Genomic DNA, 24,262 nt, shown 5'->3' on the forward strand with positions numbered 1-24,262 from the left:
TGCAGATCGGCCATCTGCTCGACCGCAAGCCGAGCCAGCTGTCGGGCGGCCAGCGCCAGCGCGTCGCCATGGGCCGGGCGCTGGTGCGCGATCCCAAGCTCTTCCTGTTCGACGAACCGCTCTCCAATCTCGACGCCAAGCTGCGCGTCGACATGCGCATCGAGATCAAGCGACTGCATCAGGCGACCGGCAAGACCATCGTCTACGTCACCCACGACCAGATCGAGGCAATGACGCTGGCGACCCGCATCGCCGTGATGAAGGACGGCATCGTCCAGCAGTTCGGCACGCCGGCCGAGATCTACAACAATCCCGCCAACATGTTCGTCGCCGACTTCATGGGTTCACCAGCGATGAACCTGGTCAAGGCCTCGGTCGAAAACGGCGCCGGTGGGCTCGCCGTCTCGCTCGAGCGGCCGAACGCCGCTCCGCTCAGGCTTCCCGTCGCAACGACCGGCAACGGTCTTTCCTCCTATGCCGGCCGGCAGGTGATCTTCGGCATCCGCCCCGAGGCGCTGACCGACCCCGACGGCGCCGACCGCAATGCCCGCTCGCTCACCGAAGGCGACTGCCTGATCGAGGTCGTCGAACCCGCCGGCTCCGACACCTTCGCCGTCACCAAGCTCGGCGGCAAGGAAGTGGTCGCCCGACTGCGCGCCGATGCCGGCATCGCACCCGGCCAGCACACACGCCTCGCCTTCAATCTCGACAAGGCTGTGTTCTTCGACCCGGACAGTCAGGCCCGCATCGCGTGATTGGCAAGGTGTTGACATGAGCGGTTCACCAGACATCGTCATCATCGGCTCGGGCGTCGGCGGCGCCACCGTCGCTGCCGGCCTGGCTGTATCTGGTGCGCAGATATTGGTCCTCGAGGCCGGCGAGCATATCGCCGATCTTCCAGTCAATCGCGACCAGCGCGCCATCTTCCAGCGTGGGCATTTCCGGCCGAAGGAAACCTGGTACGAGGCGGACGGCAGGGGCTTCAACCCCGGCAACTATTACAATGTCGGCGGCAATTCGAAATTCTACGGCGCCGTCTTGTCGCGCTATCGCAAGGAAGATTTCGGGGTCATCGAACATCGGGAAGGCGTTTCGCCCGCCTGGCCCTTTCCCTATGAAGAGCTGGAGCCATGGTATTCGCAGGCGGAGCTGATGTATCAGGTCCGCGGCACTCTTGGCGAAGATCCGACCGAACCGCATCACTCGGTTGCCTACGGATTCCCGCCCGTGCCCGACGAGGCGCCGATCGCCGAAGTCAGGGCACGCCTCAAGGCGAAAGGCCTGCATCCGTTTTCGCTGCCGCTCGGTCTGGATCTCCAGGCCTGGCTCTCCAAGGCACGTACGCCCTGGGATGCACATCCGCATTCACGAGACGGCAAGATGGATGCCGAGACCGCAGCCCTCGCGGTGGCGCTGAAACACGAGAACGTGCGGCTTGAGACCAATGCGCGGGTGATACGGCTCGACACAGGGGCGGGGAACCGGATCGACCGGGTCACCTATGTCAAGGACGGACAGACGCTGACCGTCTCGCCCAGGATCGTCATCCTTTCCGCCGGTGCGGTGCAGTCATCCGTGCTTTTGCTGCGTTCGAAAAACGACCGCTTCCCGAGGGGGCTCGCCAATTCTTCCGATCAGGTGGGCCGCAACTTCATGAACCACAACGCCTCGGCTGTGATAGCAGTCTCGCCGCGCTTCAGGAACACCGCCGTCTACCAGAAGACCTTCGCCTTCAACGACTTCTATCTCTCGGACGGGGAGGGCGGACCGCCGCTCGGCAATGTGCAGTTGCTGGGGCGTATTTCCGAAAAGGTCCTTAAGGGCTCTTTGCCGCAGGCGCCGGAATGGCTTCTGCGTTTCATGACGGACCATGCCATCGACTTCTATGCGATGAGCGAGGACGTTCCGAATCCCGAAAGCCGCGTGATGGTCGATGGCGATCGGATCGTCCTCAAATGGCAGAGGACCAACTGGGACGCGCATCTTGCGCTGGTCGCCAAGCTGAAGGCGATCCTGCGGTCGATCGGTTTTCCGATCGTGTTGTCCAGACCCTTCGACAAACGCACGCCGTCCCATCAGTGCGGAACGATCCGCATCGGAAACGACCCGGCAACGGCGCCACTGGATCCATACTGCCGGTCCTACGATCACGGCAATCTTTTCGTCGTCGACGCCGGGTTTCTGCCCACATCGGCTGCGGTCAATCCGGCGCTCACCGTCGCCAGCCAAGCGCTCAGAGTTGCCCATCACATCGCGTCGACAGACTTGCAGACACAGGCAGATCCGTTGGCGCGCGCCGGCTTCAAATAGGACAGTAAAATGGGATTCGACTATATCATCACCGGTGCCGGCCCTGCGGGCTGTGTTCTTGCGAGCCGCCTCAGCGAAGATCCCGATGTCAAGGTACTGCTTCTGGAGGCGGGCGGAGGTGACTGGAATCCTCTTTTCCACATGCCCGCCGGCTTTGCCAAGATGACCAAGGGCGTCGCCAGCTGGGGATGGGAAACCGTTCCCCAGAAGCACATGAAGGGCAGGGTGCTCCGCTATACCCAGGCAAAGATCATCGGCGGCGGCTCGTCGATCAATGCGCAGCTCTACACCCGCGGAAACGCGGCCGATTATGATCTCTGGGCCAGTGAAGATGGCTGCGCGGGCTGGGACTACCGTTCGATCCTGCCCTATTTCAAACGTGCGGAGGACAATCAGCGTTTCGCCGACGATTACCACGCCTATGGCGGTCCGCTGGGTGTCTCGATGCCGGCTGCACCCTTGCCGATCTGCGACGCCTATATCCGCGCGGGACAGGAGCTTGGAATACCCTACAATCACGACTTCAACGGCCGCCAGCAGGCCGGCGTCGGATTTTACCAGCTCACCCAGCGCAATCGCCGCCGGTCGTCGGCGTCGTTTGCCTATCTCTCGCCGATCAGGAACCGGAAGAATCTGACGATCCGCACGGGCGCGCGTGTCGTCCGTATCCTGCTGGAGGCAGGCCGCGCGGTCGGCGTTGAGATCGCCACCGGACACGGCCTGGAGGTCGTGCGCGCTGAACGCGAAGTCCTGGTCTCGTCAGGCGCGATCGGATCGCCGAAGCTCCTGTTGCAGTCCGGCATAGGGCCGGCCGATCATTTGACTGCGGTGGGCGTCAAGCCCCTCCATGATCTGCCTGGCGTTGGCGGCAATCTTCAGGACCATCTCGATCTGTTCGTTATCGCCGAATGCACCGGCGATCACACCTATGACGGCGTCGCGAAGCTGCACCGTACGCTTTGGGCGGGGATACAATATGTCCTGTTCCGCACCGGTCCGGTCGCCTCGTCGCTCTTCGAGACCGGCGGCTTCTGGTATGCCGATCCTAACGCACGGTCTCCCGATATTCAGTTCCACCTCGGCCTGGGTTCCGGCATCGAAGCAGGCGTGGAGCGGCTCAAAAATGCCGGGGTCACGCTCAACTCGGCCTATCTGCATCCGCGCTCGCGAGGGACGGTGCGTCTCTCATCCGCCGATCCCGCTGTGGCTCCTTTGATCGATCCCAATTACTGGTCTGATCCCCATGACAGGAAGATGTCACTGGAGGGGCTCAAGATCGCCCGCGAAATCATGCAGCAGGCGGCGCTGAAACCCTATGTCATGGCCGAAAGGCTGCCGGGACCGAAGGTCATGACCGACGAGCAGCTTTTCGACTATGGCTGCGCCAGTGCCAAGACCGACCATCATCCGGTGGGCACCTGCAAGATGGGAACAGGGCCTGACGCTGTTGTCGGGCTCGATCTCAAGGTGCACGGCCTCGAAGGCCTGAGGGTCTGCGATTCCTCCGTCATGCCGCGCGTGCCGTCCTGCAACACCAACGCGCCGACGATCATGGTCGGCGAAAAGGGATCGGACCTCATCCGGGGCCTGCCTGCGCTGCCGTCGGCGATCTTTGCCTATGAACGCAATGATACCAGGCCGCGGGCCCGCGCCGAAATACGCTAAGGAGTAACGACAATGTCTGTAGTGAAAGTTGCAGTGCTTGGCGCCTCTGGCTGGATGGGGAAGGTCCACACGATGGCCTATCAGACCTTTCCGCATTTCTTCGGCGTGTCGGATGGAACGGCGCGGATCGTTGCGCTTGTCGACAGCAACCCTGACGTAGCGCAGGATATTGGCAACAGGGCGCCGGGGGCCAGGATCTACCAGGATTGGAAGCTGGCGGTTGCCGATCCCGAAGTCGATCTCGTCGATATCTGCCTGCCCGACCATCTGCACTATCCGGTGGCCAAGGCGGCCCTGCTGGCCGGCAAACATGTCTATTGCGAGAAGCCGCTGGCAAATACCGCTAACGAAGCGCTGGAGCTGGCCGAGATCGCCAGAGAAAAGGGTGTCATTACCCGTGTCGGACACGCCTTTCCCCGAAACCCCGTTCATGATCTGGCGAAAGAGATCATCGAATCCGGTGAAATCGGCGAGGTCAAGCTGTTTCGCGGCTGCCAGCACGTCGACATGTATGGGGATCCCACAGCACCGTTCATGTGGCGCGCCGATGGCAAGCTCGCGCCGACCGGGATCGTCGGCGATACCGGTTCGCACATCTTCAGCTTTATGGATTTCCTTGTCGGCCGCGTCAGCTCTCTGATCGCCGACAATCTCATCGTCACCCCGCGCCGGCCGATCGTCGAGGGGCTTGCCTATGGGGAGCAGGTGAAACTGTCGGGCAACGAGGCCTGGGCCGATATCACCAATCCCGACGCGACGAACCTGCTGTGCCGGTTCGAAAACGGCGCCGCCGGCATCGTCGACTTCAGCCGCGTCGCCACCGGCCGCAAATTCATGCAGACCTACGAAGTCTACGGAACGAAAGGCAGCATCGCCTATACCTATGACGAGATAAACCGGTTGCGTTTTTACTCCAACGACGACAGCACCGGACGCCGGGGCTTTCGCGAGATCGACGTCGGGCCTGAGAACCCCACCTTCAGGGCCTTCCTTCCGCTGCCGAATTTCGGCATAGGCTACAATGAAAGCAAGATCATCGAGGTGGCCGAAGTCATAAGATCGATCGTCGCAAACAAGCCGATGTGGCCGACATTCGATGCCGGCCACCACATCTGCCAGATTGTCGACGCCTGCATGGAGTCCTCCCGGCAGAGACGCTGGGTGGATATCCCGCTCAATTGATTGTGACGCGCCGATGACCATAGATGTTCCGCAGGAAATTCTTGACGCACTGACCGATGTCGATATGCCGCGGCTTCCGCCGGAGCCGCCTGCTTCCGGTCGAGCCCGCCTGGCTGGCATCGACGTACCGATCTACCGAGCCGGCTGCGTCGTCGTCGGATCTGGCGCTGCGGGTTTGCGTGCGGCGGTGGAAATGAAGCGGCGCGGCGTCGATGTCGTCATTATCAGCCAAAGCGCTTGGGGCGGAACCTCGGCCTGCTCTGGCTCCGACAAGCAAACCCTCCACACCGCGAACACGGCCGACCAGGGCGACAATTACCGGGCGATGGCCCGCGCCATCGGCAGCGGCGGCGCGATGGACGAGGACACGGCCTATGTCGAAGCGGTCGGCTCGTCACGGATGATGGCATCGCTGCAGTACTTGGGGCTGCCGCTGCCCCAGGATCCGCTCGGCGGAACGCTGAGATATCAGACCGACCATGACGAGGTCGGACGCGCCACCAGCTGCGGCCCGCGCACCTCGCGCTTGATGGTCAAGGTGCTGGCGGAGGAGGCGATCCGACTGGGCGTGCCGTTCTACAACCAGACCACCGCGGTCAAGATCCTCATGGAAGGCGAGGGGGCTGAGCGTAACGTCACCGGCACGCTCGTCATGCGCGCCGGGGACCGTAGGCAGGAAAACCCGCTCGGCATCGCTTTGTTCGTGAGTGACGTGATCGTGCTCGCAGCCGGCGGCCCAGGCGAACTTTATCGCGACAGCGTTTATCCCAACGGCTGCTTCGGCTCCCTCGGACTGGCGCTGGAAGCGGGCGTGGAACTCGTCAACCTGACCGAAAGCCAGTTCGGCATTGGAACGCGCAGGGAGGGATTCCCGTGGAATCTGTCCGGAACATATGTCCAGGCGATTCCGCACATTTATTCGGTCGACGGCGAAGGCGCCGAACACCATTTCCTGGCGGGATATTATCGAAGTACCCAGGAGCTGGCGTCAAACATCTTCCGTAAGGGCTATCAATGGCCGTTCCACGCGACCCGCCTGCTTGATTTCGGCTCGAGCCTGGTCGATCTCGCCATTTACCGTGAGACCGCAGCGGGTCGGCGCGTCTTTATGGATTTCAATCGTAATCCTCTGCCCGTTCCCGGCGACCTGCCATTCAGCCTGGAACGGCTGGACGAGGACGTCCGTCTCTATCTCGGCAAGGCTGGCGCCGATCAGGAAATGCCGATCGATCGGTTGAAGCACATGAACCCGCTCGCGATCGAGCTCTATCGCCGCTACAAGATCGATATTGCCGCAGAGCCGCTGGAGTTCGCGGTCAACAACCAGCACATGAACGGCGGGATCATGGTCGATAGCTGGGGCCGCACCAATCTTAGGGGCTGCTACGCGGTCGGGGAAGCGGCAGGGACACATGGGGTAACACGGCCCGGTGGAGCGGCGCTGAATGCCGGACAGGTCTTCGGCACCAGGGTGGCCGAACACATCGGCGCCGGCGGCGGGGCGAAGCGGGCTGCCGCAGGACCGGTACCGGAAGCCGCGGAGGCGGGCATCGCCGATCTCCTCTCCGCGCTGCGGACTGAAAGCCCGCTCACCGTCAAAGCGGTCCGCTCGGCGGTGCAGGCGCGCATGAGCGAGAAGGCGGGCATCATCTGCGATCAAAGGAGCGTCCGCCAGGCCTTGGTCGAAGCGCGGGCGCTGAACGCCAAAGTCCGCGCCAACGGCCTCGCCCACGACCGCGCGGCCGAAGCGGTCCGAGGTGTGCAATGGCGGCACATGGCGCTCGCCTCGGAAGCGGTGCTGAGCGCGCTCGACTTCTTCATTGGCAGGGGCGGCGGCAGTCGGGGTGCACGCGCGATCTGCGATGCGGAGGGCGAATTCCTTCCGCAGGCGAGCGCCGGTCCACTGGAGGACTATCGTTTCCGCAAGGAAAGCGAAGCGCATCGCCAGGAGCAGATCGTCGTTAGGCTCGACGGCGATGAGATCAGGCTTTCAACCCGTCCGAACCGCAATTTGGACGAAGGCGCCAGATCCTTTTTCGAACGCGACTGGCCCGCCTGGTTGACGGGCCGCATCTATGATCTGGACGGCGGCGAATGAGGCGATGCTGTAATCGTATCAATCAGGATTGGCGACCGCTGGCGGAACCCGGATGCGCTCCGTATCGTCGGAGTCTTCGGCAACGGCTTCCTCGCTTTTGCGCACATGCCGTGGTGGATCTTTTCCTTCGACCGGTTTCGGCGACAATTGATCGTCGGCCCGGATTTCATCGGTATTGAGATAGTTCTTGCTCTCGCCCATGACGATCACTTCCGGTTGGAGAATTGCGGGGCAGGAATGCGACCCTTCTGATCGACGCGGCTTGTCTCAGGGTCGGAGCCGGGGACGCCGTCGCCCGCCTCGCGGCTGATGCCCATGCTGACGGGAGGCTTGCGCTGGTCGTCGATATTGGCTTCGGGCAACTCGCCGTCCCGAGTATCCTCGTTCAACGATTTCGGCGGAAGCTTGACGGAATCGGAAATGGGCTTCGTGCGCATCGGACAATCTCCTTTGCAGGCAAACTCCGGCAGGCATCGCAGGTTCCCCGATATTCTGCGATCGATGGCATTGCCGCTCACCCGGCTTCAGCTGCGGCAATATCGAGCTCGATCATGACGGGTGCGTGGTCGCTCGTATGCTCCCACCCCCGCGGCTTGCGCCGGACGGTCGCAGATCGAAGCCACGGCGCCACCGTCGGGCTGAGCAGAAAGTGGTCGATCCGAAGCCCCGCGTCACGCTCAAAACTGTTCCGCCAGTATTTCCAGAAGGTGTAGATGCGCTCGTCCGGATGCAGATGCCTGATGGCATCCGTCCAACCCTGGGAGACGAGCCGGGCATAGGCTTTGCGGACTTCGGGCCTGAAAAGCGCATCGTCTCGCCAGCGCTCCGGCTTGTAGACGTCGATCTCCGTCGGCATGACGTTGAAATCGCCGGCAAGGATGGAAGGCACCTCGATTTCGAGCAGTTCGGCGGCATAGGCGTGCAGGCGACGGAACCAGCGAAGCTTGTATTCGAACTTGGCGCTCGGAAAGGGGTTGCCGTTCGGCAGATACAGGCATCCGATCAGCATGCCCTCGATGACGGCTTCGATATACCGGCTGTGGGTGTCATCAGGATCGCCCGGAAGACCGCGCCGTGTCAGGATCGGTGTCGTGTCCTTTGCCAGGATCGCGACACCGTTCCAGGATCGCTGCCCGTGCCAGACCGCGCCGTAGCCGGCCCGTTCGAGCTCTTTTCGCGGAAACCTGGCGTCGTCGGTTTTCAGTTCCTGAAGGCAGGCGACATCGGGACTATCCTCCTTCAGCCAGCGCAGCAGGTTGGTCAGTCGCCCGTTGATCCCGTTGACATTGTAGGTTGCGATTTTCATGAGAGCTCATGCGAAGCGGTGCTGGCAAGATCGGGAAGCTGGCGCAATCTAACAGGTTCACTTGTCGCGCGTCACCGGTCTACTTCAAACGCATGTCAGCGCTGCAAAGCCGCAGCATGATTTTGCGCGGCATGCTTCAGAAGCGCTCCTGAGTTTCCTCCTCCGGTAGTCCGCGCCCGCAGTTGGCCCAGTCAAGCCGGCTCTCCACGCCGTAATGACCTGCCGGGCGAATCCTGTCGGGGCGATCGAGCGAGCCGACCGTCACGCGGATCAGTTCGTCGCCGTCATACTGAAGGAAGAGCGGCGTTCCGCATTTGCCGCAAAAGCCGCGTGTCGCAATGGGTGAGGATCGGTATACGGCAGGGGAAGCTTTTATCCAGACGAGATCTTCAACCTTGGCCTGGACAAGAACCGCGAAAGGACCTCCGGTCGCTTTCTTGCACATGTCGCAATGGCAGTATCCCGAATGCGGCGGATCGCCGGCGAATTCGTAACGGCAGGATCCGCACAGGCAGCCGCCGGTCCATTGGCTCGCCATCGTGGTCCTCTCAGCGCGTCGCGCCGAAGACGAAGGCGATGCCGGCGACGATCGCTGCAGCCGTCAGGGGCTGCCGGCGGATCCGATCCTCGATGTCCTGGACGAAACTCCTAGCTTCCGCCTTTGCCAGACGGGCTGTTCCGGACGCCAGCTCCGAGGCGGACTCCGCCATCCGACCGGCTTCTTTCTGAAGCGCGCGCAGTTCCTCGCGGTCGGCATCGAATCTGTCCGAGGCGCGGGCAATTTGGCCGGTGGAGCGTAGGGCTTGATCGACCAGCGGATAGTCTTGGTCAAGCGCGGTCGGATCAGGCTCCCGCTTCACCCGCTCAGCCGCCTCGACATCGCTGCGACCGGCGGGGATGGAGGTATGAGTGGCGGAAACAGGATCAGACGCGGGAAACGTGTCTTCGATCGCTTTGTCCAGTTCACCCTTTCGGGACTGTTTTCGCTGCTCTGCCTGCTCTTTTCGCAGGGACTGGACGGCGGGTGAATCATTCGGGTTCGGCATCGCGGTGTCCTCTGTTGCACTTTGATAATCAAAGCGATGACGAGGAAAGAAGTTCCAGAAAAATGCGTCTGCGCCTCATCCAGCAACACCACGGCGACAATGTCGACAATATACGCGCCGAGTCAGTATTTGTGATGACATCGCTTGGGGGCGCATCCACTGCATGCCGGACCAAAGTCCTGCCTTTTCTTAGTACCTAGGTCCGGTTGCATTTAGGCTTCGGAAAAGCGAAAATCCTCAAGGCCTTCCATAAGCGTAGGAACGGCGAAAAACGGATGAACAAGGGAATGGCGTTGACTATCTCGAAACGGGATTTTCTGAGATTGGGCGGCAGCGCGGCTGTGGCCTTGGTAGTTGCCGCATCGCCTGTGACAATCAATCTCGATGGCTCGCTTCGCGTTCTGTCGGTGAAACACGCAGAGGCAAAAGACGGCAATAACGGGAACGGCAACGGCGGCGGAAGCGGCAACGGCGGAGGCAGTGGCAACGGGGGAGGCAGTGGCAACGGGGGAGGCAGTGGCAACGGGGGAGGCAGTGGCAATGGGGGCGGAAACGGCGGTTCCGGCAGCAGCGCAGGTGGAAGCTCCAACAGCAACGCCCGATCCTCTTCCTCATCAGCCTCGTCGCCGACAGGATCGAAGGCCAGAGCGACCGAAGGCACCGATGGGTCGATCAACGTTCGACACGCGAACGGCATCACCGAAAGCCTTCGCAGTGGCCGATATATCATGAAGGACTCGAAGGGCAGGACGATCATAAGCAGGCAGGCGACGGCTGGCGACGCAAACCGGCTGAGCAATTTCCTTCGCTGAGGCAGAATGCGGAAAACGGCGCGGTAGGGATCGCAGATCGACCAGGCGCTATCGCCGTTCGCGCCATTGCAGGGCCGCTTCGGTCCTGTTCGAAGCGCCGAGCTTGCTCAGGATCTGTGTCATATGGTGCTTCACGGTCTTTTCCTGCAGGTTGAGGCGCAGGCCGATATGCTTGTTTGACAGACCCTGGGCGACGAGATCCATCACCTCGCGCTCCCTTGGCGTCAGACTGTTCTTGTCGGAGTTTCCGTTTTGCAGCGAATTTTCCATCGCCTTCGCCGACATCGTCGGCGAGACATATCGCGATCCGCTGAGGACGGTTTTAATCGCTTCCGCGAGACCGCGGGAGCCGACACCTTTGAGAACGTAGCCCATCGCGCCCTGCTGCAGGGCTCCGAGCAGCGTGTCCACCTCCTCCGACACCGTCAACATCAGCACTTTCGTCGACGGGCTCAGCGCCAGGACATCGCCGATCGCAGCCAATCCGCCGCCGGGCATCGAAACATCTAGAAGCATCACATCGGGGCGGTTGTTCGAGGCGATCATGGCGGCGTCTTCGCTGCTGGCGCCTTCGCCAATGACCACGAAGTCGCTCATCTCCGACAAGCTGCGCGTTACGCCCTCGCGAAAAAGCGGGTGGTCGTCCACGACCCCGACGGTGATTGGTGTCATCTCTAGTCTCCAGCTTCCATAGGCTCGAAGGTCATGGTCACGGTCGTTCCCCCTTCGCCCGTCTCGATATCGAAAGATCCCCCCAGGCTGTCGATGCGTTCGCGCAGCCCCACCAGGCCGAGGCTTGTCGGCCTCACCTCCGTCGGGTCGAAACCATCGCCACGATCACTGACCGCCACACAAACATGACCATTGTGCGACACGGCTTTCACGGTCTGCTGAACGCCCCCGCCATGGCGATAGGCGTTGTTCAAGGCTTCCTGAACGAAGCGATAGATACAGATCTTTACGGCAGCGGCGAGTTCGGGTCCATCCTCGTCAATGATCGTTTCGACAACGGTTTCCGTCTTGTGCCGATGCGCTTCGACGACCCGCAGCACGATCTCGGTGATCGACGACTTTTCGATCTGCGGGAGCACCAGGCCACTGCAGATATTGCGGATTTCCGTCATGGCTTCGGCGAGGCTCGAGCGTATCCAGGCAAGTTCTTTTTCCCGTGCTTCGGGTTCGGTGGATGCGTTGATCAATAAGTCGCTGTCCAGCCGCAGTGAAGCATAGGCAATGTGCTGTGCCGGACCGTCGTGAAGATCGGCGCCGATGCTGCGCAGATATGTTTCGTTCAGCGCCGCCACGCGCTGCGAGGCGCGCTGCAGCCGCCGCTGCAACCCGCGATTTTCCGCCAGCAGCGCAGACAATTCCTTGACCCGTTCCTTGAGATCCCTGCGCTGTGCTTCTATCGTGCGGCTTCCCCGAAACACCAGGGCGGAGAGAACGAGGAAAAAGATGCCTGTGAGAGCGGCGACGGCCCCCCAACTCTGCAGCCTCGCGTGCGCCAGACTGTCGCCGAGGCCTTCTGCCGTCTCGTAGAATTCGAGCACAGCGACCGCCTGGCCGGACCACGGCTGGAGAACCGGATTGTAGATTTCCATCAGCGGCTTGCCGATCGCGCGCTCGGTACCGCTTTCCGGGTCATCGGCAATCTCGTAGCGCGCAACGAGCGAGCCGGCGAATGCCTTCTGCAGCTTGGCGTTCAGGGGAAACTTCTGGCCCACCAGTTCCTTGTTGTTCGAGTAGAGGATGGTGCCGTCGTTTCGCCACAGCCTGAAAGAGACAAGGCGCCTGCCAAGCGCCCCCTGGCCGAGCGTTTCGTCGAGAGCCTGAGCGCTGCCTTCGTCCAGCAGAGATTCCGTTTGCATGTCGGGAAGCAGCGGCGCCACCACACTGTCGACGTAAAGCGCCGTCGCCGCGCCGGAATTATGAATGACGGCTTCCTCGATCAGATGGGTAACAAGAATGCCCACCAGAAACATGGCGGCGACCGAGACCAAGCCACCCGCGATGAAAAATTGCGAGGCGAGTGAGCGGGCATTCCAGCGGCGAAGCCAATTCATTTTGATACCGGCATGAGACTTTGCCGACTAACCTACCGCGTCTTTAGAGTTTTTCCAGACGGGATCAGGGCAGATTCCTGGTATCGAAGATCTCTGCGCCTCTGATGCTCTCGGTCAATTGGAGGCTATCGCCTGACATAGCTGCGCCGAAGACATAGAGAAGGCCGGCCAGAACGATGACGAGGGCGATGACGGAGATGTTCCAAGCGTCATTGGCATGGGATCTGTTCCTCTGGGGCATGTGCGGATCTCCTTACGTATCGTTCAAACGACGCGGTCAGGCGGTCGTTCCTCTACGGGGACTTCGGTCGAAGGGGCCTGGGACCAAGGTCCGTCCCCGTGGACAACAGCGGGTTCAGCCATATTTCAGTTCTGATGGAGTTGGGTTTGGAGGCTTATGGTGACAACTTCTGCGAACATCGAAGGCGGCGCAGACGCCGCATTTGTCGCGTCACCCACACCGTTCGGGGCAGGCGTCGCCGACCTTTACCAGGCCCTTCTCGTACCGATTCTTTTCGAGCCCTACGCGTCGGAGATGGCAATCGTCGCCGAACGGTCGAAGCCGGTCAGCGTGCTCGAAGTCGCGGCGGGGACTGGCGCTTTGACCCGCGCTCTGCGGGCGAAGCTCGATCCGACGGCCGAGATCGTTGCCACCGATTTCAGCCAGGCGATGATCGATGTCGGCGCACCATCTCTGACGATGTCGCGAACGCATTGGATGCACGCGGATGCGCAGGATCTGCCGTTCGCCCATTTGATGTTCGATCTCGTCGCGTGCCAGTTCGGTGTCATGTTCTTTCCTGACAAGCCGAAGGCTTATCGCGAGGCGAAGAGAGTGTTGCGGAGCGGAGGCCATTTCCTGTTTTCGACGTGGGATTCGCTTGCTGCCAACGATTTCGCACGATGTGTGGACGAATGTCTGGCAGGCATCTTCCCGCCGGATCCTCCAGATTTCCTGAGGCGCCTGCCATATTCGTATTTCGACCCTGACTCGATCAAGGCTGAAGTGTCATCGGCGGGCTTCGAGGCCGTTTCCTGCGAACGGCTCGAACTGACCTCTGCCGCGGCCACAGCACATGATGTCGCGACCGCTTTCTGCCGGGGCACGCCGCTCAGCGGAGAAATTGAATCGCGGGCACCGGAGCGCATGTCGGAGATTGTTGATGAGGTGGCCGAGCGGGTGGCGTCCCGCCATGGCGCCCGTCCTTGCGGCAGCATGAGCGCCCTGGTCGTCTCCGGCCGGACCCCTTAACCCCTTCCGGCATCCTCTTGCGCGCGGATAGCCGGTGCCGGGGCTCATACGGACAAGCATTGCCCTGGCGCCTGGATTGAACTGACGGTCGCCGATTAGGGGATGAGGCTGTCGTTGGGGTGGGGAGGGGCATGGATCGCGCCGATGACGTGCTGTTCGATCTCGACACAGGTTTCGTCATATTCCCGCACCAGCTTCAAATTGAACCGTCGTCTTCTAAGCCGATCACGCGCTTCGACTGCCATCTGATAGGCCTCGAAAAGCTCGAGCTGCCACGGGTCCCGTGCCTGCATGATCAGCGTCCGCATTTGCGGCAGACGCATGGCCAGGCGCCTGCGTCCAGCTTCCCGGCGGTTGGATCGTGTCATCTCCTTCGGCCTCCTGCCCAAGCCGGCGATGCGATGGCGTTCGGCTCGAGAATAGCGCCGCCAACGAATATTGAAATCCAGACCAAGGGCCGGGATGCCTCAGACCGAGGTCCGGGGCGTGGAACGACCTCGTTGCCAGCAAGTTGGTTTGGCAGCGGCAAGCAGGCCGCATTGAAAGGCAAGGAGGAAAAGATGCTCTTCAAGCTTATTGCAGGCGCGGCAACAGCCATGACCCTGATGTCAGGTGTCGCATTCGCCCAGTCCTCGACCGTGAATGGTGCGGCTGGTGGCGCAATCACCGGAGCCATCGTCGGTGGTCCCGCCGGTGCTGCCATCGGCGGCGTTGCCGGCGCAGTCGTCGGCACGGCGATCGATCCGCCGCCTGAGAAGGTCGTCACCTATGTCCGCGAGGCTCCGGCACCGTCGGCACGCGTCGTTGTGAAGGAAAAGGTGGTCGTCGGCCAGCCACTACCGGAAACGGTCGTGGTGACCCCCGTTCCGGACGATCCGACATATGCCTACGCGGTGGTCAATGACGAGCGTGTCATTGTCGAACCCTCGTCCCGCAAGGTGATTCAGGTGATCAAGTGACGTGATTGTTCACGTGGCCCTGCCGCGTCTTCCTTTCGCACATCAGCTTTGAGGTTGGCCGCACGATGGACGGCAGCGTCGTCGTGCGGCCGCACAGATCGAGGAGAGGGAACATGATCTATTCCGAAGAGAAATCCGCTGGTCTCGCCGTGCCGCTGATCGCCATCCTCTTGGCGATCGCCGGCATTATCGCCGTGCTGGTCGCCACCGGCGGTCACAGCAGCGCCGGGCCGCGTGTCTGGGTCCCCCAGGCACAACAGCAGGGAGCGAGCTGATGAATGCCATTGCGACCGTCGCCTTCGGCATCGTCAGCTCGGTTGGCGCCTGCATGGCAGCGGCCTCCGTTGCCTCGCATGTGGTGGCGGATTCCGGACCGCCCGCGCTCACGGACCTTGCCGCCCCCGATCTATGGACGACGAGTCCGGTGAAGGTCGATCCACGTCGGCAGCATTATGAGCGAATTCCGCCGGTCTATTCCAGCTATGTCACCGAGGCTCCGGCGACCGTCGCGCCAAGTATGGCTTCGCAACCCGCTCGTCCGTCGACAGAACTGCAGGCACCGCAGCCAAAATTCGCCGCCGAGCACCTTGCCTGGTGCGCCAAGCGCTACCGTTCCTTCGATCCTGTGACCAACAGCTACCGATCCTATAAGGGCGAGATCCGCAAATGCTCCTCACCGTTCCAGCAGAATATCGCCGCAAGCCCTGAAGACGGCCGCACGAAAGTCAATGCGCAGGCGGCAGCCCGATGTGCCGCCCGATACAGATCGTATCGGCCGGAAGACAACACCTATCAGCCATGGGATGGTCCACGCCGCAATTGCGACATGTCGGATCTGGTCGCGACGAGCAATTAACCATGGAGGGGCAGCGCGTACAAAATGGAACCGTGCCGCCTAGCCAGACTAAAGTCCGTGTTGTAATCGCACCGGTTGTGATATCCGGTTGCATTTGAGGGGGCGGAGAGCGGGGATGGCGACGACGCTGATAGCAGAAATCCACCAAGCGCAGACAAGGCTTCCGTTCTTGAGCAGGGCGGAGCGCGGAGCCCTTATCGTTCGCATTCTTCGCGAGTTGAAGATACTTCGTCGCGATATTCTCGGAAATGTGCCGCCCGATCGCTGCGTTTGGATCGATAAACTGATCGCGTCGGTTTCTTCGACGGTATCGGAAATCGTCACGATGCCGGACGCCGAGTTCAACCGTGTCTTGAACGAGTTCGAAAAGCTCATGGCGACGCTGCATAACATTTCGCACCCGCAGAAGCCGTCGAAGACGGTTCACTAGCGTCGTTAAGGCGACGCACGGCCCGAGGAAACCGATCCTGGCGCGGGAGCGTTCTCCCCCTATGATCGAAACAAAATCGCCCGCTGACCGGGACGAGAAGTCGCTCGGTGACCATGAGCCGAAGCCAGGTGCAGAGGTTTCCTTTCCTTACGACAGAATAACGGTCGACCAGTTCCGGAACCGTTTCCCTCGTGCCCGCTGGAACGACGTGCGAAAAGCCTGGTTCGTTCCCGGCCGAACCGCGTCCCGTCGCATCGGTCGATGGCTTGCCGAGCTGGAGGCCGAAGCCGACGCGCATGCGGATGCGAAGGGGCGCGATGCCTTCGCCTTCGATCCCATCGACAGTCCATATCTGGAACTCGGCAAGGCCGGCTTTCGAATCCGCACGCCTTATTCAAAAACTGTCGTCGATGAGCTGCGCGAGGTGCCGTTCTCGTTATGGGACGGCGATCTTCGAATATGGCACGTGCCCTTTCGATCCTATGAGGAACTGCGACGCAGATGGCCCGACATCGAAGCGGCGGCTCGCAGAAACGAACCGGAGGAGAGGCGACGGCGTGCCGAGGAGCGGAAGGGAACCGAAGGGGAGGTGCGCAGCAGGCTTCGCGCAGCGGAACGCAAGCGACGCCGTTACCCCCTTGCGGCCGACGACCTGCCGCCGACAGGACGTCCGGTGGCGACCGCGTATGGGATCGTTGTTTTTACTTATATCACCGGCGAACTGGTCGATCCGGCTCTGGTCGCGGACTTCTATCCCGGTGTCACCGAGGATCATCTCTGGGGAGTTTGGCGGGTGCCGACATTCGACGAACTTGTCCGTACCTGGCCTGCGAAAACGTCTCCCCGTCGAAATGCCGAATGGTGGCGGCCGACGATCGAAGAACTGAGGCCCGCCCGGCACGCCGCAAGATCACGCGAAGCCAGGAAGCAAGCGAAGGCGCAGTGACCGGAGTCTCGCGGACTTGTAGATGCTGCGTCGACAACGCCGGCCCGACGTGGGAACAAATTCCCACGTCGGCCATTTGTTGTCCATGAAAACAGCCCTGCCGATGTCGCTGCTCGCTCTGGCCCTCTCCGTTGGCGGCGCCGTCGCGCGGGAGCTTCGTCCCGAAGCGATCAATGCCGCTTCCCTTGCCGACATCGGGAAAGGAAAGCTGTCGCCGTCAGATCCGGATCCGGCGATCGTCCGCCTCCAGGTCCTGCTCGACCGTGCCGGCTCCTCTCCCGGCGTGATCGATGGTCTCTCCGGCGAGAACGTCGACAAGGCTGTGGCCGGGTTCGAGGCGATGAACAAGCTTCCTGTCGACGGCAGGCCGGATCCGGATGTCGCCTCCCGCTTGGAAGACAATTCGGCCATCATCGAAAGCTATGTCGTCTCGCCGGAGGACGCCACGGGGCTCGTTGACAGAATTCCTGAGGATTACGGCGAGAAGGCAAAGATGCAGAGCCTCGGCTATACCAGCGTTGCGGAGAAGCTGTCCGAGCGCTTCCACATGGATCTCGATCTCTTGAACGCGCTCAACCCGGGTTCGCAGTTCGCGCCCGGCGACAAGGTGTGGGTCGTTAATCCGGGCCCTCCCAGGCAAGGCAAGGTCAAAAGCATCGAGGCTGACAAGAAGGCAGGGCAGGTGCTGGCCTATGGCGAGGATGGATCGCTGCTTGCCGTCTATCCCGCGACCATCGGCAGCGAGGACAATCCGGCGCCCTCAGGAAAGCACAAGGTCAAGGGTGTCGCGCGAATGCCAGTGTACCGATATGATCCGAAGCGCAACTTCAAGCAGGGGAAGAACGACAAGGTTCTAACAATCCCGAAGGGACCGAACGGTCCGGTCGGCAGCGTTTGGATCGATTTGACGGAGCCGACCTATGGCATACACGGGACGCCGGAGCCGAAGCTCATCGACAAGATCGGCTCGCATGGCTGCGTACGGCTGACGAATTGGGACGCCGAAGAGCTGGCCGGCATGGTCAAGCCGGGCGTCCGCGTCGAATTCGTCAATCGCAGCTCCGCCGATCCGAAGTGAAACGCAGGATCTGACGACTACTCACACGCTACCGCCGCGTCAGGATTACGAAGCCTTGGCTTCGAAAGCCGGGGCGAAATCTCCCAGCGATTTCGCCTTGAGGATCGCGCCGCCGATATCCTGCTCCACGATCGACTCGAGATCGGCAAAGCTGTCGATGACATAGTAGATCGGCTGGAGGATATCGATGCGGTAGGGCGTCCGGAGCACGCTCATCAAATCGAACGGCCGGAATTCGCACGCCGTGCCTTCCGTTGCCGCCTTCGCTTCGCTCGGCGAGGAGACGATACCGGCGCCGAAGCATCGGCGTCCTTGCGGTGTGTTGATCAGGCCGAATTCGACGGTGAACCAGAAAATCCGGAACAGATGCCATGAATAGCCCTTGCCGAGGTGCATGGCAGTTTCGCCAAAATGCCGGACGAAATTGGCATAGCTCTGGTTGGTCAGCAGCGGGCAATGGCCGAACACTTCGTGGAACAGATCCGGTTCCTCAATATAATCGATATGCTCGCGGCGGCGCAGGAAGGTCGCCAGCGGGAACTTGCCCTGCGACAGAAGTTCATAGAAGCGCGAAGGCGGAATGAGCGCCGGCACGCCTTCGACGCCGAAACCGGTGGTCTCATTCAGGCGTCTGTTCACATCGAGGAGCTGAGGCACTTTCTCCGGTCTGAGCCCCAGCAATTTGACGCCGTCCAGATATTCCTGGCAAGCCTTGTCGGCCAAGAGCTTCATCTGACGCCGGTAGAGTTCGCCCCAGATTGCATCTTCTTCGGGGGTGTAGTCATAGAGGCCGTCCGGGCCGGGCAGTTTGGCGGTGTAGCTGCTTTCCTTGGTCATTGGCTGATCCTCCCGGGAATGGCGATATTTCTGCCATTATGCTCCGTGTTTGACGGATTTTCTTTTCTTTCATGCCGGTTATCGCCATAGTGGTGGGCGATATTTTCGAATGCGACGGCTAAAATGAAAGAAACTGGGAATTTCCGCCGCAAGCTTCTGCAGCTGATCCAGGCCGACGGCACCCTGTCGCTGGCGGACCTGGCTGAAAAGGCCGGCATGTCGCAGAGTTCGGCCTGGCGGAAGATCCAGGAACTCGAAGCCGACGGCGTCATCCGTAAGCGCGTGACGTTGCTCGATCCCGGCAAACTCGATCTCAAGCTCTGCGTGATTGCCCACGTCACGCTGGAGGATCACCATGAGGAGGCGGTGGCTTCTTTCGCTTCAGTGGTGCTGGAGCGGCCGGAGATCATGGAGTGCTACGCCTTGTCGGGCGCCTTCGATTACATGCTGAAGATAAGGGCGAGGGACGTCGAAAGCTACGAAGCCTTCATGACCCGCTATCTCATGCGCAATCCGCATGTGCGAACCGTCGTATCGAGCTTCGTGTTGCGCGAGCTGAAATTCTCCACCGAACTGCCGCTCTGAGCACGGCGACGAAATCATCGCGCGCTGTCGCCATGCCGGCTGCCCGGCGTCATCACCGGATAGCCTTCGAACGTTTTCAGCGTGTCGAGCACGATTGAGGTTTTCACGTGCTGCACGGATTCGTGCGGCAGCAGAACGTCGTTGACGAACTTCGACAGATCGGCGAGCCCACGGGTCGCCACCTTGAGGTGATAGTCCATTTCGCCGGTCAGCGCATAGGCTTCGAGAACCTCGGGCAGGCCGTTGATCAGTTGCGAAAATCGGCGGGCATTGTCTCGGTTGTGGGTCGCAAGCGTGACGGAAATGACCACCAGCATATCGAGCCCCAGCTTCTCCCGATCGAGGTGGGCACGGTAGCTGCGAATATATCCCTCGGCTTCCAGTCTGGTGCGCCGGCGTGAGCATTGCGACGGTGAAAGCGCGATCCGCTCACCTAGCTCGTTATTCGTGAGCCTGCCATCCTTTTGAAGTTCCAAGAGGAGGCGCATATCCAATTTGTCGAGGGGCTCATCCATTGCGCAAAATCTCCATAATGCTCACAGGTCGTGCATAATTTGTTCCTCCTGCATCAAGAACGCAAGAACTTTGCGCGTGTTTTGAGCCATAGTTTGCATAGAAAATGCAGTCTCCTCTGGAGGAAAAGAAAATGGGTCCGTTCCCGCATGATGCACCTCCGTCGGAAATCACCGCCGACAATCCGGCCGGCACCGACGGCTTCGAATTTGTCGAATTCGCCCACCCCGAGCCTGAGAAGCTCAGCGAGCTCTTCACGCGCATGGGTTATGTAGCGGTTGCCAGGCATAAGACGAAAAACATTACCGTCTGGCGCCAGGGCGACATCAATTATGTCCTCAATGCCGAGCCCGGCAGCCATGCGGCCCGTTTCGTCGCAAAGCATGGTCCCTGCGCTCCATCGATGGCCTGGCGCGTGGTCGATGCCAGGCACGCCTTCGATCACGCCGTGTCGAATGGCGCCGTTCCCTATGAAGGAAATGACAAAGTGCTCGACGTTCCCGCGATTGTCGGCATTGGCGGCTCGCTGCTCTATTTCGTCGAGACCTATGGGGCAAAGGGATCGGCTTACGAGGCTGAGTTCGATTGGCTTGGCGAGCCCAATCCGAATCCCACCGGGATTGGCTTTTATTATCTCGACCATCTCACCCACAACGTCTTCCGCGGCAACATGGACAAGTGGTGGGATTTCTACCGCAATCTGTTCAACTTCAAGCAGATCCACTTCTTCGATATTGATGGGCGCATCACCGGCCTCGTCAGCCGCGCCATCACCTCGCCCTGCGGCAAGATCCGCATACCGTTGAATGAATCGAAGGACGACACCAGCCAGATCGAGGAATATCTGAAGAAGTACCGGGGCGAGGGCATTCAGCACATCGCCGTCGGAACGGAGGATATATACGAAGCGACCGACCGGCTTGCTGATAACGGCCTGCGCTTCATGCCGGGGCCTCCCGAGACCTATTACGATATGTCCTATGAGCGTGTGAACGGCCATAGGGAGCCGATCGACCGCATGAAGAAGCACGGCATTCTGATCGACGGCGAAGGCGTGGTGAACGGCGGCATGACGAAAATCCTGCTGCAGATCTTTTCCAAGACGGTGATCGGCCCGATCTTCTTCGAATTCATCCAGCGCAAGGGTGATGAGGGCTTCGGCGAAGGCAACTTCCGTGCGCTTTTCGAGTCGATCGAAGCCGATCAGATCAAGCGTGGTGTCATCGGCACGGCAGCGGAGTAAACTCTACGGCGCAGTAGAGTTTTCGGGGAGGAGTTGAGCATGGACCAGACATCGATCCAGGCCGCCGATGCGGAAGCGGCGACGGCAAACAGGCTGAAATATATGCCGGGTTTCGGCAACGACTTCGAGACGGAGTCGCTGCCCGGCGCTTTGCCGCAGGGCCAGAACAGCCCGCAGAAATGCAATTACGGCCTTTATGCCGAACAGCTTTCCGGCTCGCCCTTCACCGCGCCGCGCGGGACGAATGAACGGTCCTGGCTGTACCGCATTCGCCCGAGCGTGCGTCACAGCCGCCGCTTCTCGAACGCCTCCTATCCGCTCTGGAAAACCGCGCCTTGCCTGGACGAACATTCGCTGCCGCTCGGCCAGCTTCGCTGGGATCCCATCCCCGCGCCTGAGGAGAAGCTGACCTTTCTGGAGGGAGTGCGGACGATGACTACGGCAGGCGATGCCGTGACTCAGGTCGGCATGTCGGCGCATGCCTATGTTTTCAACGAAGACATGGTCGACGATTATTTCTTCAACGCTGACGGCGAACTGATGATCGTGCCGCAGCTCGGCGCCATCAGAGTGTTCACCGAAATGGGCATCATGGACGTCGAGCCGCTGGAGATATGCCTCGTCCCCCGCGGCATGATGTTCAAGGTCACGACAGTCGGCGAGCAGACGGTCTGGCGTGGCTATATCTGCGAGAACTACGGCGCGAAATTCACATTGCCGGACCGCGGGCCGATCGGCGCCAATTGTCTGGCAAACCCGCGCGACTTCAAGACGCCGGTCGCCGCCTTTGAGGACAAGGAAACACCCTGCCGCGTCCATGTGAAATGGTGCGGCAAATTCTATGTCACCGAGATCGGCCACTCGCCGCTTGATGTGGTCGCCTGGCACGGCAATTACGCACCTTACAAATATGACTTGCGAACGTTTTCGCCGGTGGGCGCGATCAGCTTCGATCATCCCGATCCGTCGATCTTTTCGGTGCTGACTGCGCCGACCGAAGATGCGGGTACGGCGAATGTCGATTTCGTGATATTTCCGCCGCGTTGGCTGGTCGCCGAGCACACCTTCCGGCCGCCCTGGTACCACCGCAACATCATGAGCGAGTTCATGGGCCTGATCCATGGTCAGTATGACGCCAAGGAGGAGGGCTTCGTGCCGGGCGGCATCAGCCTGCACAACATGATGCTGCCCCATGGGCCGGATGCGCTCGCCTTCGACAAGGCGTCCAACAGCGAACTCAAACCGGTGAAGCTCGATCACACAATGGCCTTCATGTTCGAGACCCGCTACCCGCAGCAGCTGACGAAATACGCAGCCGAGCTCGAAACGCTGCAGGAGGATTACCTCGAATGCTGGGATGGCCTGGAACGCAAGTTCGATGGGACCCCGGGCATCAAATGAAGATCCGCCCCTCCGGCACTGGAACTGCGACATGAAACTTGCGACCTTGAAGGACTCCACCAGGGACGGCCGCCTCGTCGTCGTTTCCCGCGATCTGACCCGCTGTTCAGAGGTCGGCCACATCGCCCGCACCCTGCAGGCGGCGCTCGACGACTGGGAGCATGTCGCTCCGAGACTTCGGCTGGTTGCCGAAGGCATCGAGACGGGGGCTCAGCCGACCATCCGCTTTCACGAACACGACGCCGCATCGCCTTTGCCGCGCGCCTATCAATGGGCCGACGGCTCGGCCTACGTCAACCACGTCGAACTGGTGCGCAAGGCGCGCGGCGCCGAAATGCCGGCAAGCTTCTGGACCGATCCGCTGATGTATCAAGGCGGCTCGGATGGTTTCCTCGCGCCGCGCGATCCGATCCTCGTGGCGGATGAGGCCTACGGGATCGACATGGAGGGCGAGGTTGCCGTTATCACCGGCGATGTTGCTATGGGAGCCAGCCCCGAGGCTGCGCGCGGCGCCATCCAGCTGCTGATGCTCGTCAACGACGTGTCGCTGCGCGGCCTGATCCCGGAGGAGCTTGCCAAGGGCTTCGGTTTCTTCCAGTCCAAGCCCGCTTCGGCATTTTCTCCGGTTGCGGTGACGCCGGACGAGCTTGGGGACGTCTGGGATGGCGGCAAGCTGCATCTGCCGCTGCTCGTAAGCTTGAATGGCAAGCCGTTCGGCAAGGCGAATGCCGGCGTCGACATGACATTCGACTTCGGCCAGCTGATTGCCCATGCCGCCAAAACCCGCCACCTCGTGGCCGGTACGATCATCGGCTCCGGCACGATCTCCAACAAGCTCGACGGCGGCCCCGGCAAGCCGGTGGGCGTGGGAGGAGATGGATACTCCTGCATTGCCGAATTGAGAATGATCGAGGCCATCGAGAGCGGATCGCCGAAGACCCCCTTCATGAGGTTCGGCGACCAGGTCCGCATCGAGATGAAGGATCATGCCGGCCATTCGATCTTCGGGGCAATCGAGCAGATGGTGGGAAGATACGAGCCCGGGGGATGAACGAGATCATTCTCTACGACTACTGGCGATCATCGGCGAGTTATCGCGTGCGGATCGCGCTCAATCTTCTGGGCCTCGACTATCAGACGGTGCCGATCAACTTGCTCGACGGTGCGCACAAGATGCCGGACTACCTCGCGCTCAACCCGCAGGGGCTCGTGCCGACACTGGTGATCGATGGGAAAACGCTGACACAGTCGCTGGCCATCATCGAATATCTGGCCGAGTCTCGGCCGGAATACGGATTGCTGCCATCGGATAGCTTCGATCGCCACAGAGTGCGCGCCCTCGCATATGCGATGGCCATGGACATCCATCCGATCTGCAACCTCCATGTCGTCTCGCATCTTCTGACGCTGACCGACAAGGCCGAGGCTCGCGAGGAATGGATGAAGCATTTCATCGGCGATGGACTTCGCAAGCTGGAGATCATGCTCGGCGAATCCGATGGCGCGTTCAGCTTTGGCGGCAGGCCGTCGATCGCCGATCTCTGCCTTGTTCCCCAAGTCTACAATGCCCGCCGCTGGGGCGTTGATATGACTGCTTTCAGACGCATCAGCGATATCGACGCCAGATGCGCTGAACTCCCCGCCTTTCAGGCAGCGCATCCGGACCGCGTGAAACCGTAG

The 24,262-nt window shown here is 61.0% G+C and carries 29 protein-coding genes; 18 read left to right on the top strand and 11 right to left on the bottom strand.

The annotated features are described in order from the left end of the window. The 5 genes from HJC04_RS14220 to HJC04_RS14240 all read left to right on the top strand — a co-directional run. Positions 1-755, top strand: a 755-nt coding sequence (locus tag HJC04_RS14220; RefSeq protein ID WP_221146507.1) for an ABC transporter ATP-binding protein, incomplete at its 5' end; no start/stop codon positions are given. Between the two features lie 16 nt (positions 756-771). Beyond that, a complete protein-coding gene (locus tag HJC04_RS14225) occupies positions 772-2,310 on the top strand; it encodes a GMC oxidoreductase (RefSeq protein ID WP_210628218.1) in 1,539 nt (512 codons plus the stop codon). 9 nt (positions 2,311-2,319) lie between these two features. Next, on the top strand, positions 2,320-3,975 hold the full coding sequence (locus tag HJC04_RS14230; RefSeq protein WP_221146508.1) for a GMC family oxidoreductase: 1,656 nt from the start codon (positions 2,320-2,322) through the stop codon (positions 3,973-3,975). 12 nt (positions 3,976-3,987) lie between these two features. Then, entirely contained in the window at positions 3,988-5,157 is a 1,170-nt protein-coding gene (locus HJC04_RS14235; RefSeq protein WP_210628216.1) for a Gfo/Idh/MocA family protein, read from the top strand. A 13-nt stretch (positions 5,158-5,170) separates the two neighbouring features. Then, positions 5,171-7,255, top strand: a complete 2,085-nt coding sequence (locus HJC04_RS14240; RefSeq protein ID WP_221146509.1) for an FAD-binding protein — start codon at positions 5,171-5,173, stop codon at positions 7,253-7,255. 18 nt (positions 7,256-7,273) lie between these two features. On the opposite strand, the gene HJC04_RS14245 is transcribed toward HJC04_RS14240, so the two are convergent. The 5 genes from HJC04_RS14245 to HJC04_RS14265 form a co-directional block, all read right to left on the bottom strand. Beyond that, positions 7,274-7,456: a hypothetical protein gene (locus HJC04_RS14245; RefSeq protein WP_210628214.1), complete on the bottom strand. Its 183-nt coding sequence runs from the start codon at positions 7,454-7,456 to the stop codon at positions 7,274-7,276. 5 nt (positions 7,457-7,461) lie between these two features. Continuing rightward, entirely contained in the window at positions 7,462-7,692 is a 231-nt protein-coding gene (locus HJC04_RS14250) for a hypothetical protein (RefSeq protein ID WP_210628213.1), read from the bottom strand. 77 nt (positions 7,693-7,769) lie between these two features. Continuing rightward, positions 7,770-8,561, bottom strand: a complete 792-nt coding sequence (xth, locus tag HJC04_RS14255; protein ID WP_221146510.1) for an exodeoxyribonuclease III — start codon at positions 8,559-8,561, stop codon at positions 7,770-7,772. Positions 8,562-8,697: 136 nt separating this feature from the next. Beyond that, positions 8,698-9,099: a GFA family protein gene (locus HJC04_RS14260; protein ID WP_210628211.1), complete on the bottom strand. Its 402-nt coding sequence runs from the start codon at positions 9,097-9,099 to the stop codon at positions 8,698-8,700. Between the two features lie 10 nt (positions 9,100-9,109). Next, positions 9,110-9,607: a hypothetical protein gene (locus HJC04_RS14265; protein ID WP_210628210.1), complete on the bottom strand. Its 498-nt coding sequence runs from the start codon at positions 9,605-9,607 to the stop codon at positions 9,110-9,112. A 293-nt stretch (positions 9,608-9,900) separates the two neighbouring features. On the opposite strand from HJC04_RS14265, the gene HJC04_RS14270 reads away from it, so the two are divergent. Continuing rightward, positions 9,901-10,419, top strand: a complete 519-nt coding sequence (locus HJC04_RS14270; RefSeq protein ID WP_210631644.1) for a hypothetical protein — start codon at positions 9,901-9,903, stop codon at positions 10,417-10,419. A gap of 48 nt (positions 10,420-10,467) precedes the next feature. Here HJC04_RS14270 and HJC04_RS14275 read toward each other — a convergent pair whose 3' ends face one another. From HJC04_RS14275 to HJC04_RS14285, 3 genes are all read right to left on the bottom strand, one after another. Beyond that, on the bottom strand, positions 10,468-11,091 hold the full coding sequence (locus HJC04_RS14275; RefSeq protein ID WP_210628209.1) for a response regulator transcription factor: 624 nt from the start codon (positions 11,089-11,091) through the stop codon (positions 10,468-10,470). A gap of 2 nt (positions 11,092-11,093) precedes the next feature. After that, entirely contained in the window at positions 11,094-12,482 is a 1,389-nt protein-coding gene (locus tag HJC04_RS14280) for a sensor histidine kinase (protein ID WP_210628208.1), read from the bottom strand. Positions 12,483-12,546: 64 nt separating this feature from the next. Then, a complete protein-coding gene (locus HJC04_RS14285) occupies positions 12,547-12,723 on the bottom strand; it encodes a hypothetical protein (protein WP_221146511.1) in 177 nt (58 codons plus the stop codon). A 156-nt stretch (positions 12,724-12,879) separates the two neighbouring features. On the opposite strand from HJC04_RS14285, the gene HJC04_RS14290 reads away from it, so the two are divergent. Then, on the top strand, positions 12,880-13,734 hold the full coding sequence (locus HJC04_RS14290) for a methyltransferase domain-containing protein (RefSeq protein ID WP_221146512.1): 855 nt from the start codon (positions 12,880-12,882) through the stop codon (positions 13,732-13,734). 95 nt (positions 13,735-13,829) lie between these two features. Here the strand turns inward: HJC04_RS14290 and HJC04_RS14295 are convergent, their stop codons facing one another. Then, positions 13,830-14,102 carry a hypothetical protein gene (locus HJC04_RS14295; protein ID WP_210628205.1) on the bottom strand — a complete coding sequence of 91 codons (273 nt, stop codon included), beginning with the start codon at positions 14,100-14,102 and terminating at the stop codon, positions 13,830-13,832. Positions 14,103-14,294: 192 nt separating this feature from the next. Between HJC04_RS14295 and HJC04_RS14300 the strand changes: the two genes are divergently transcribed. The 6 genes from HJC04_RS14300 (at position 14,295) to HJC04_RS14325 (ending at position 18,003) form a co-directional block, all read left to right on the top strand. After that, entirely contained in the window at positions 14,295-14,693 is a 399-nt protein-coding gene (locus HJC04_RS14300; RefSeq protein WP_210628204.1) for a DUF1236 domain-containing protein, read from the top strand. Between the two features lie 113 nt (positions 14,694-14,806). Further along, positions 14,807-14,968 (top strand): hypothetical protein, encoded by a 162-nt coding sequence (locus HJC04_RS14305; protein ID WP_210628203.1) that lies wholly within the window; start codon positions 14,807-14,809, stop codon positions 14,966-14,968. Next, complete coding sequence (locus tag HJC04_RS14310) at positions 14,968-15,549, top strand: BA14K family protein (protein ID WP_221146513.1); 582 nt, start codon at positions 14,968-14,970, stop codon at positions 15,547-15,549. Before HJC04_RS14305 ends, HJC04_RS14310 begins: the two co-directional genes overlap by 1 nt. Positions 15,550-15,664: 115 nt before the next feature. Further along, a complete protein-coding gene (locus tag HJC04_RS14315; RefSeq protein WP_221146514.1) occupies positions 15,665-15,979 on the top strand; it encodes a hypothetical protein in 315 nt (104 codons plus the stop codon). Positions 15,980-16,040: 61 nt separating this feature from the next. Next, the gene (locus tag HJC04_RS14320) at positions 16,041-16,925 is read left to right on the top strand and encodes a hypothetical protein (RefSeq protein WP_221122762.1); all 885 of its coding nucleotides are present in this window, start codon (positions 16,041-16,043) and stop codon (positions 16,923-16,925) included. Between the two features lie 85 nt (positions 16,926-17,010). Then, positions 17,011-18,003, top strand: coding sequence for a L,D-transpeptidase (locus HJC04_RS14325; RefSeq protein WP_210628199.1), 993 nt, complete (start codon positions 17,011-17,013; stop codon positions 18,001-18,003). Between the two features lie 45 nt (positions 18,004-18,048). Here HJC04_RS14325 and HJC04_RS14330 read toward each other — a convergent pair whose 3' ends face one another. Next, positions 18,049-18,840, bottom strand: coding sequence for a phenylalanine 4-monooxygenase (locus tag HJC04_RS14330; protein ID WP_210628198.1), 792 nt, complete (start codon positions 18,838-18,840; stop codon positions 18,049-18,051). Positions 18,841-18,963: 123 nt separating this feature from the next. Between HJC04_RS14330 and HJC04_RS14335 the strand changes: the two genes are divergently transcribed. Next, on the top strand, positions 18,964-19,425 hold the full coding sequence (locus HJC04_RS14335) for an Lrp/AsnC family transcriptional regulator (protein ID WP_064801990.1): 462 nt from the start codon (positions 18,964-18,966) through the stop codon (positions 19,423-19,425). A 14-nt stretch (positions 19,426-19,439) separates the two neighbouring features. On the opposite strand, the gene HJC04_RS14340 is transcribed toward HJC04_RS14335, so the two are convergent. Continuing rightward, positions 19,440-19,940, bottom strand: coding sequence for an Lrp/AsnC family transcriptional regulator (locus HJC04_RS14340; protein ID WP_210628196.1), 501 nt, complete (start codon positions 19,938-19,940; stop codon positions 19,440-19,442). A gap of 131 nt (positions 19,941-20,071) precedes the next feature. Here HJC04_RS14340 and hppD point away from each other — a divergent pair, with 131 nt between their 5' ends. From hppD to maiA, 4 genes are read left to right on the top strand one after another with little or no spacing between them, the layout of a single operon-like run. Next, complete coding sequence (gene hppD, locus HJC04_RS14345) at positions 20,072-21,181, top strand: 4-hydroxyphenylpyruvate dioxygenase (RefSeq protein WP_210628195.1); 1,110 nt, start codon at positions 20,072-20,074, stop codon at positions 21,179-21,181. A gap of 39 nt (positions 21,182-21,220) precedes the next feature. Then, a complete protein-coding gene (gene hmgA / locus HJC04_RS14350; protein ID WP_210628194.1) occupies positions 21,221-22,582 on the top strand; it encodes a homogentisate 1,2-dioxygenase in 1,362 nt (453 codons plus the stop codon). Between the two features lie 31 nt (positions 22,583-22,613). Further along, positions 22,614-23,633, top strand: a complete 1,020-nt coding sequence (locus HJC04_RS14355; RefSeq protein WP_221146515.1) for a fumarylacetoacetate hydrolase family protein — start codon at positions 22,614-22,616, stop codon at positions 23,631-23,633. Then, positions 23,630-24,262: a maleylacetoacetate isomerase gene (gene maiA / locus HJC04_RS14360; RefSeq protein ID WP_221146516.1), complete on the top strand. Its 633-nt coding sequence runs from the start codon at positions 23,630-23,632 to the stop codon at positions 24,260-24,262. The genes HJC04_RS14355 and maiA overlap by 4 nt, the downstream gene beginning before the upstream one ends.

It is taken from the genome of Rhizobium sp. NLR8a (assembly GCF_019685235.1).
Taxonomy (GTDB): Bacteria; Pseudomonadota; Alphaproteobacteria; order Rhizobiales; family Rhizobiaceae; genus Rhizobium.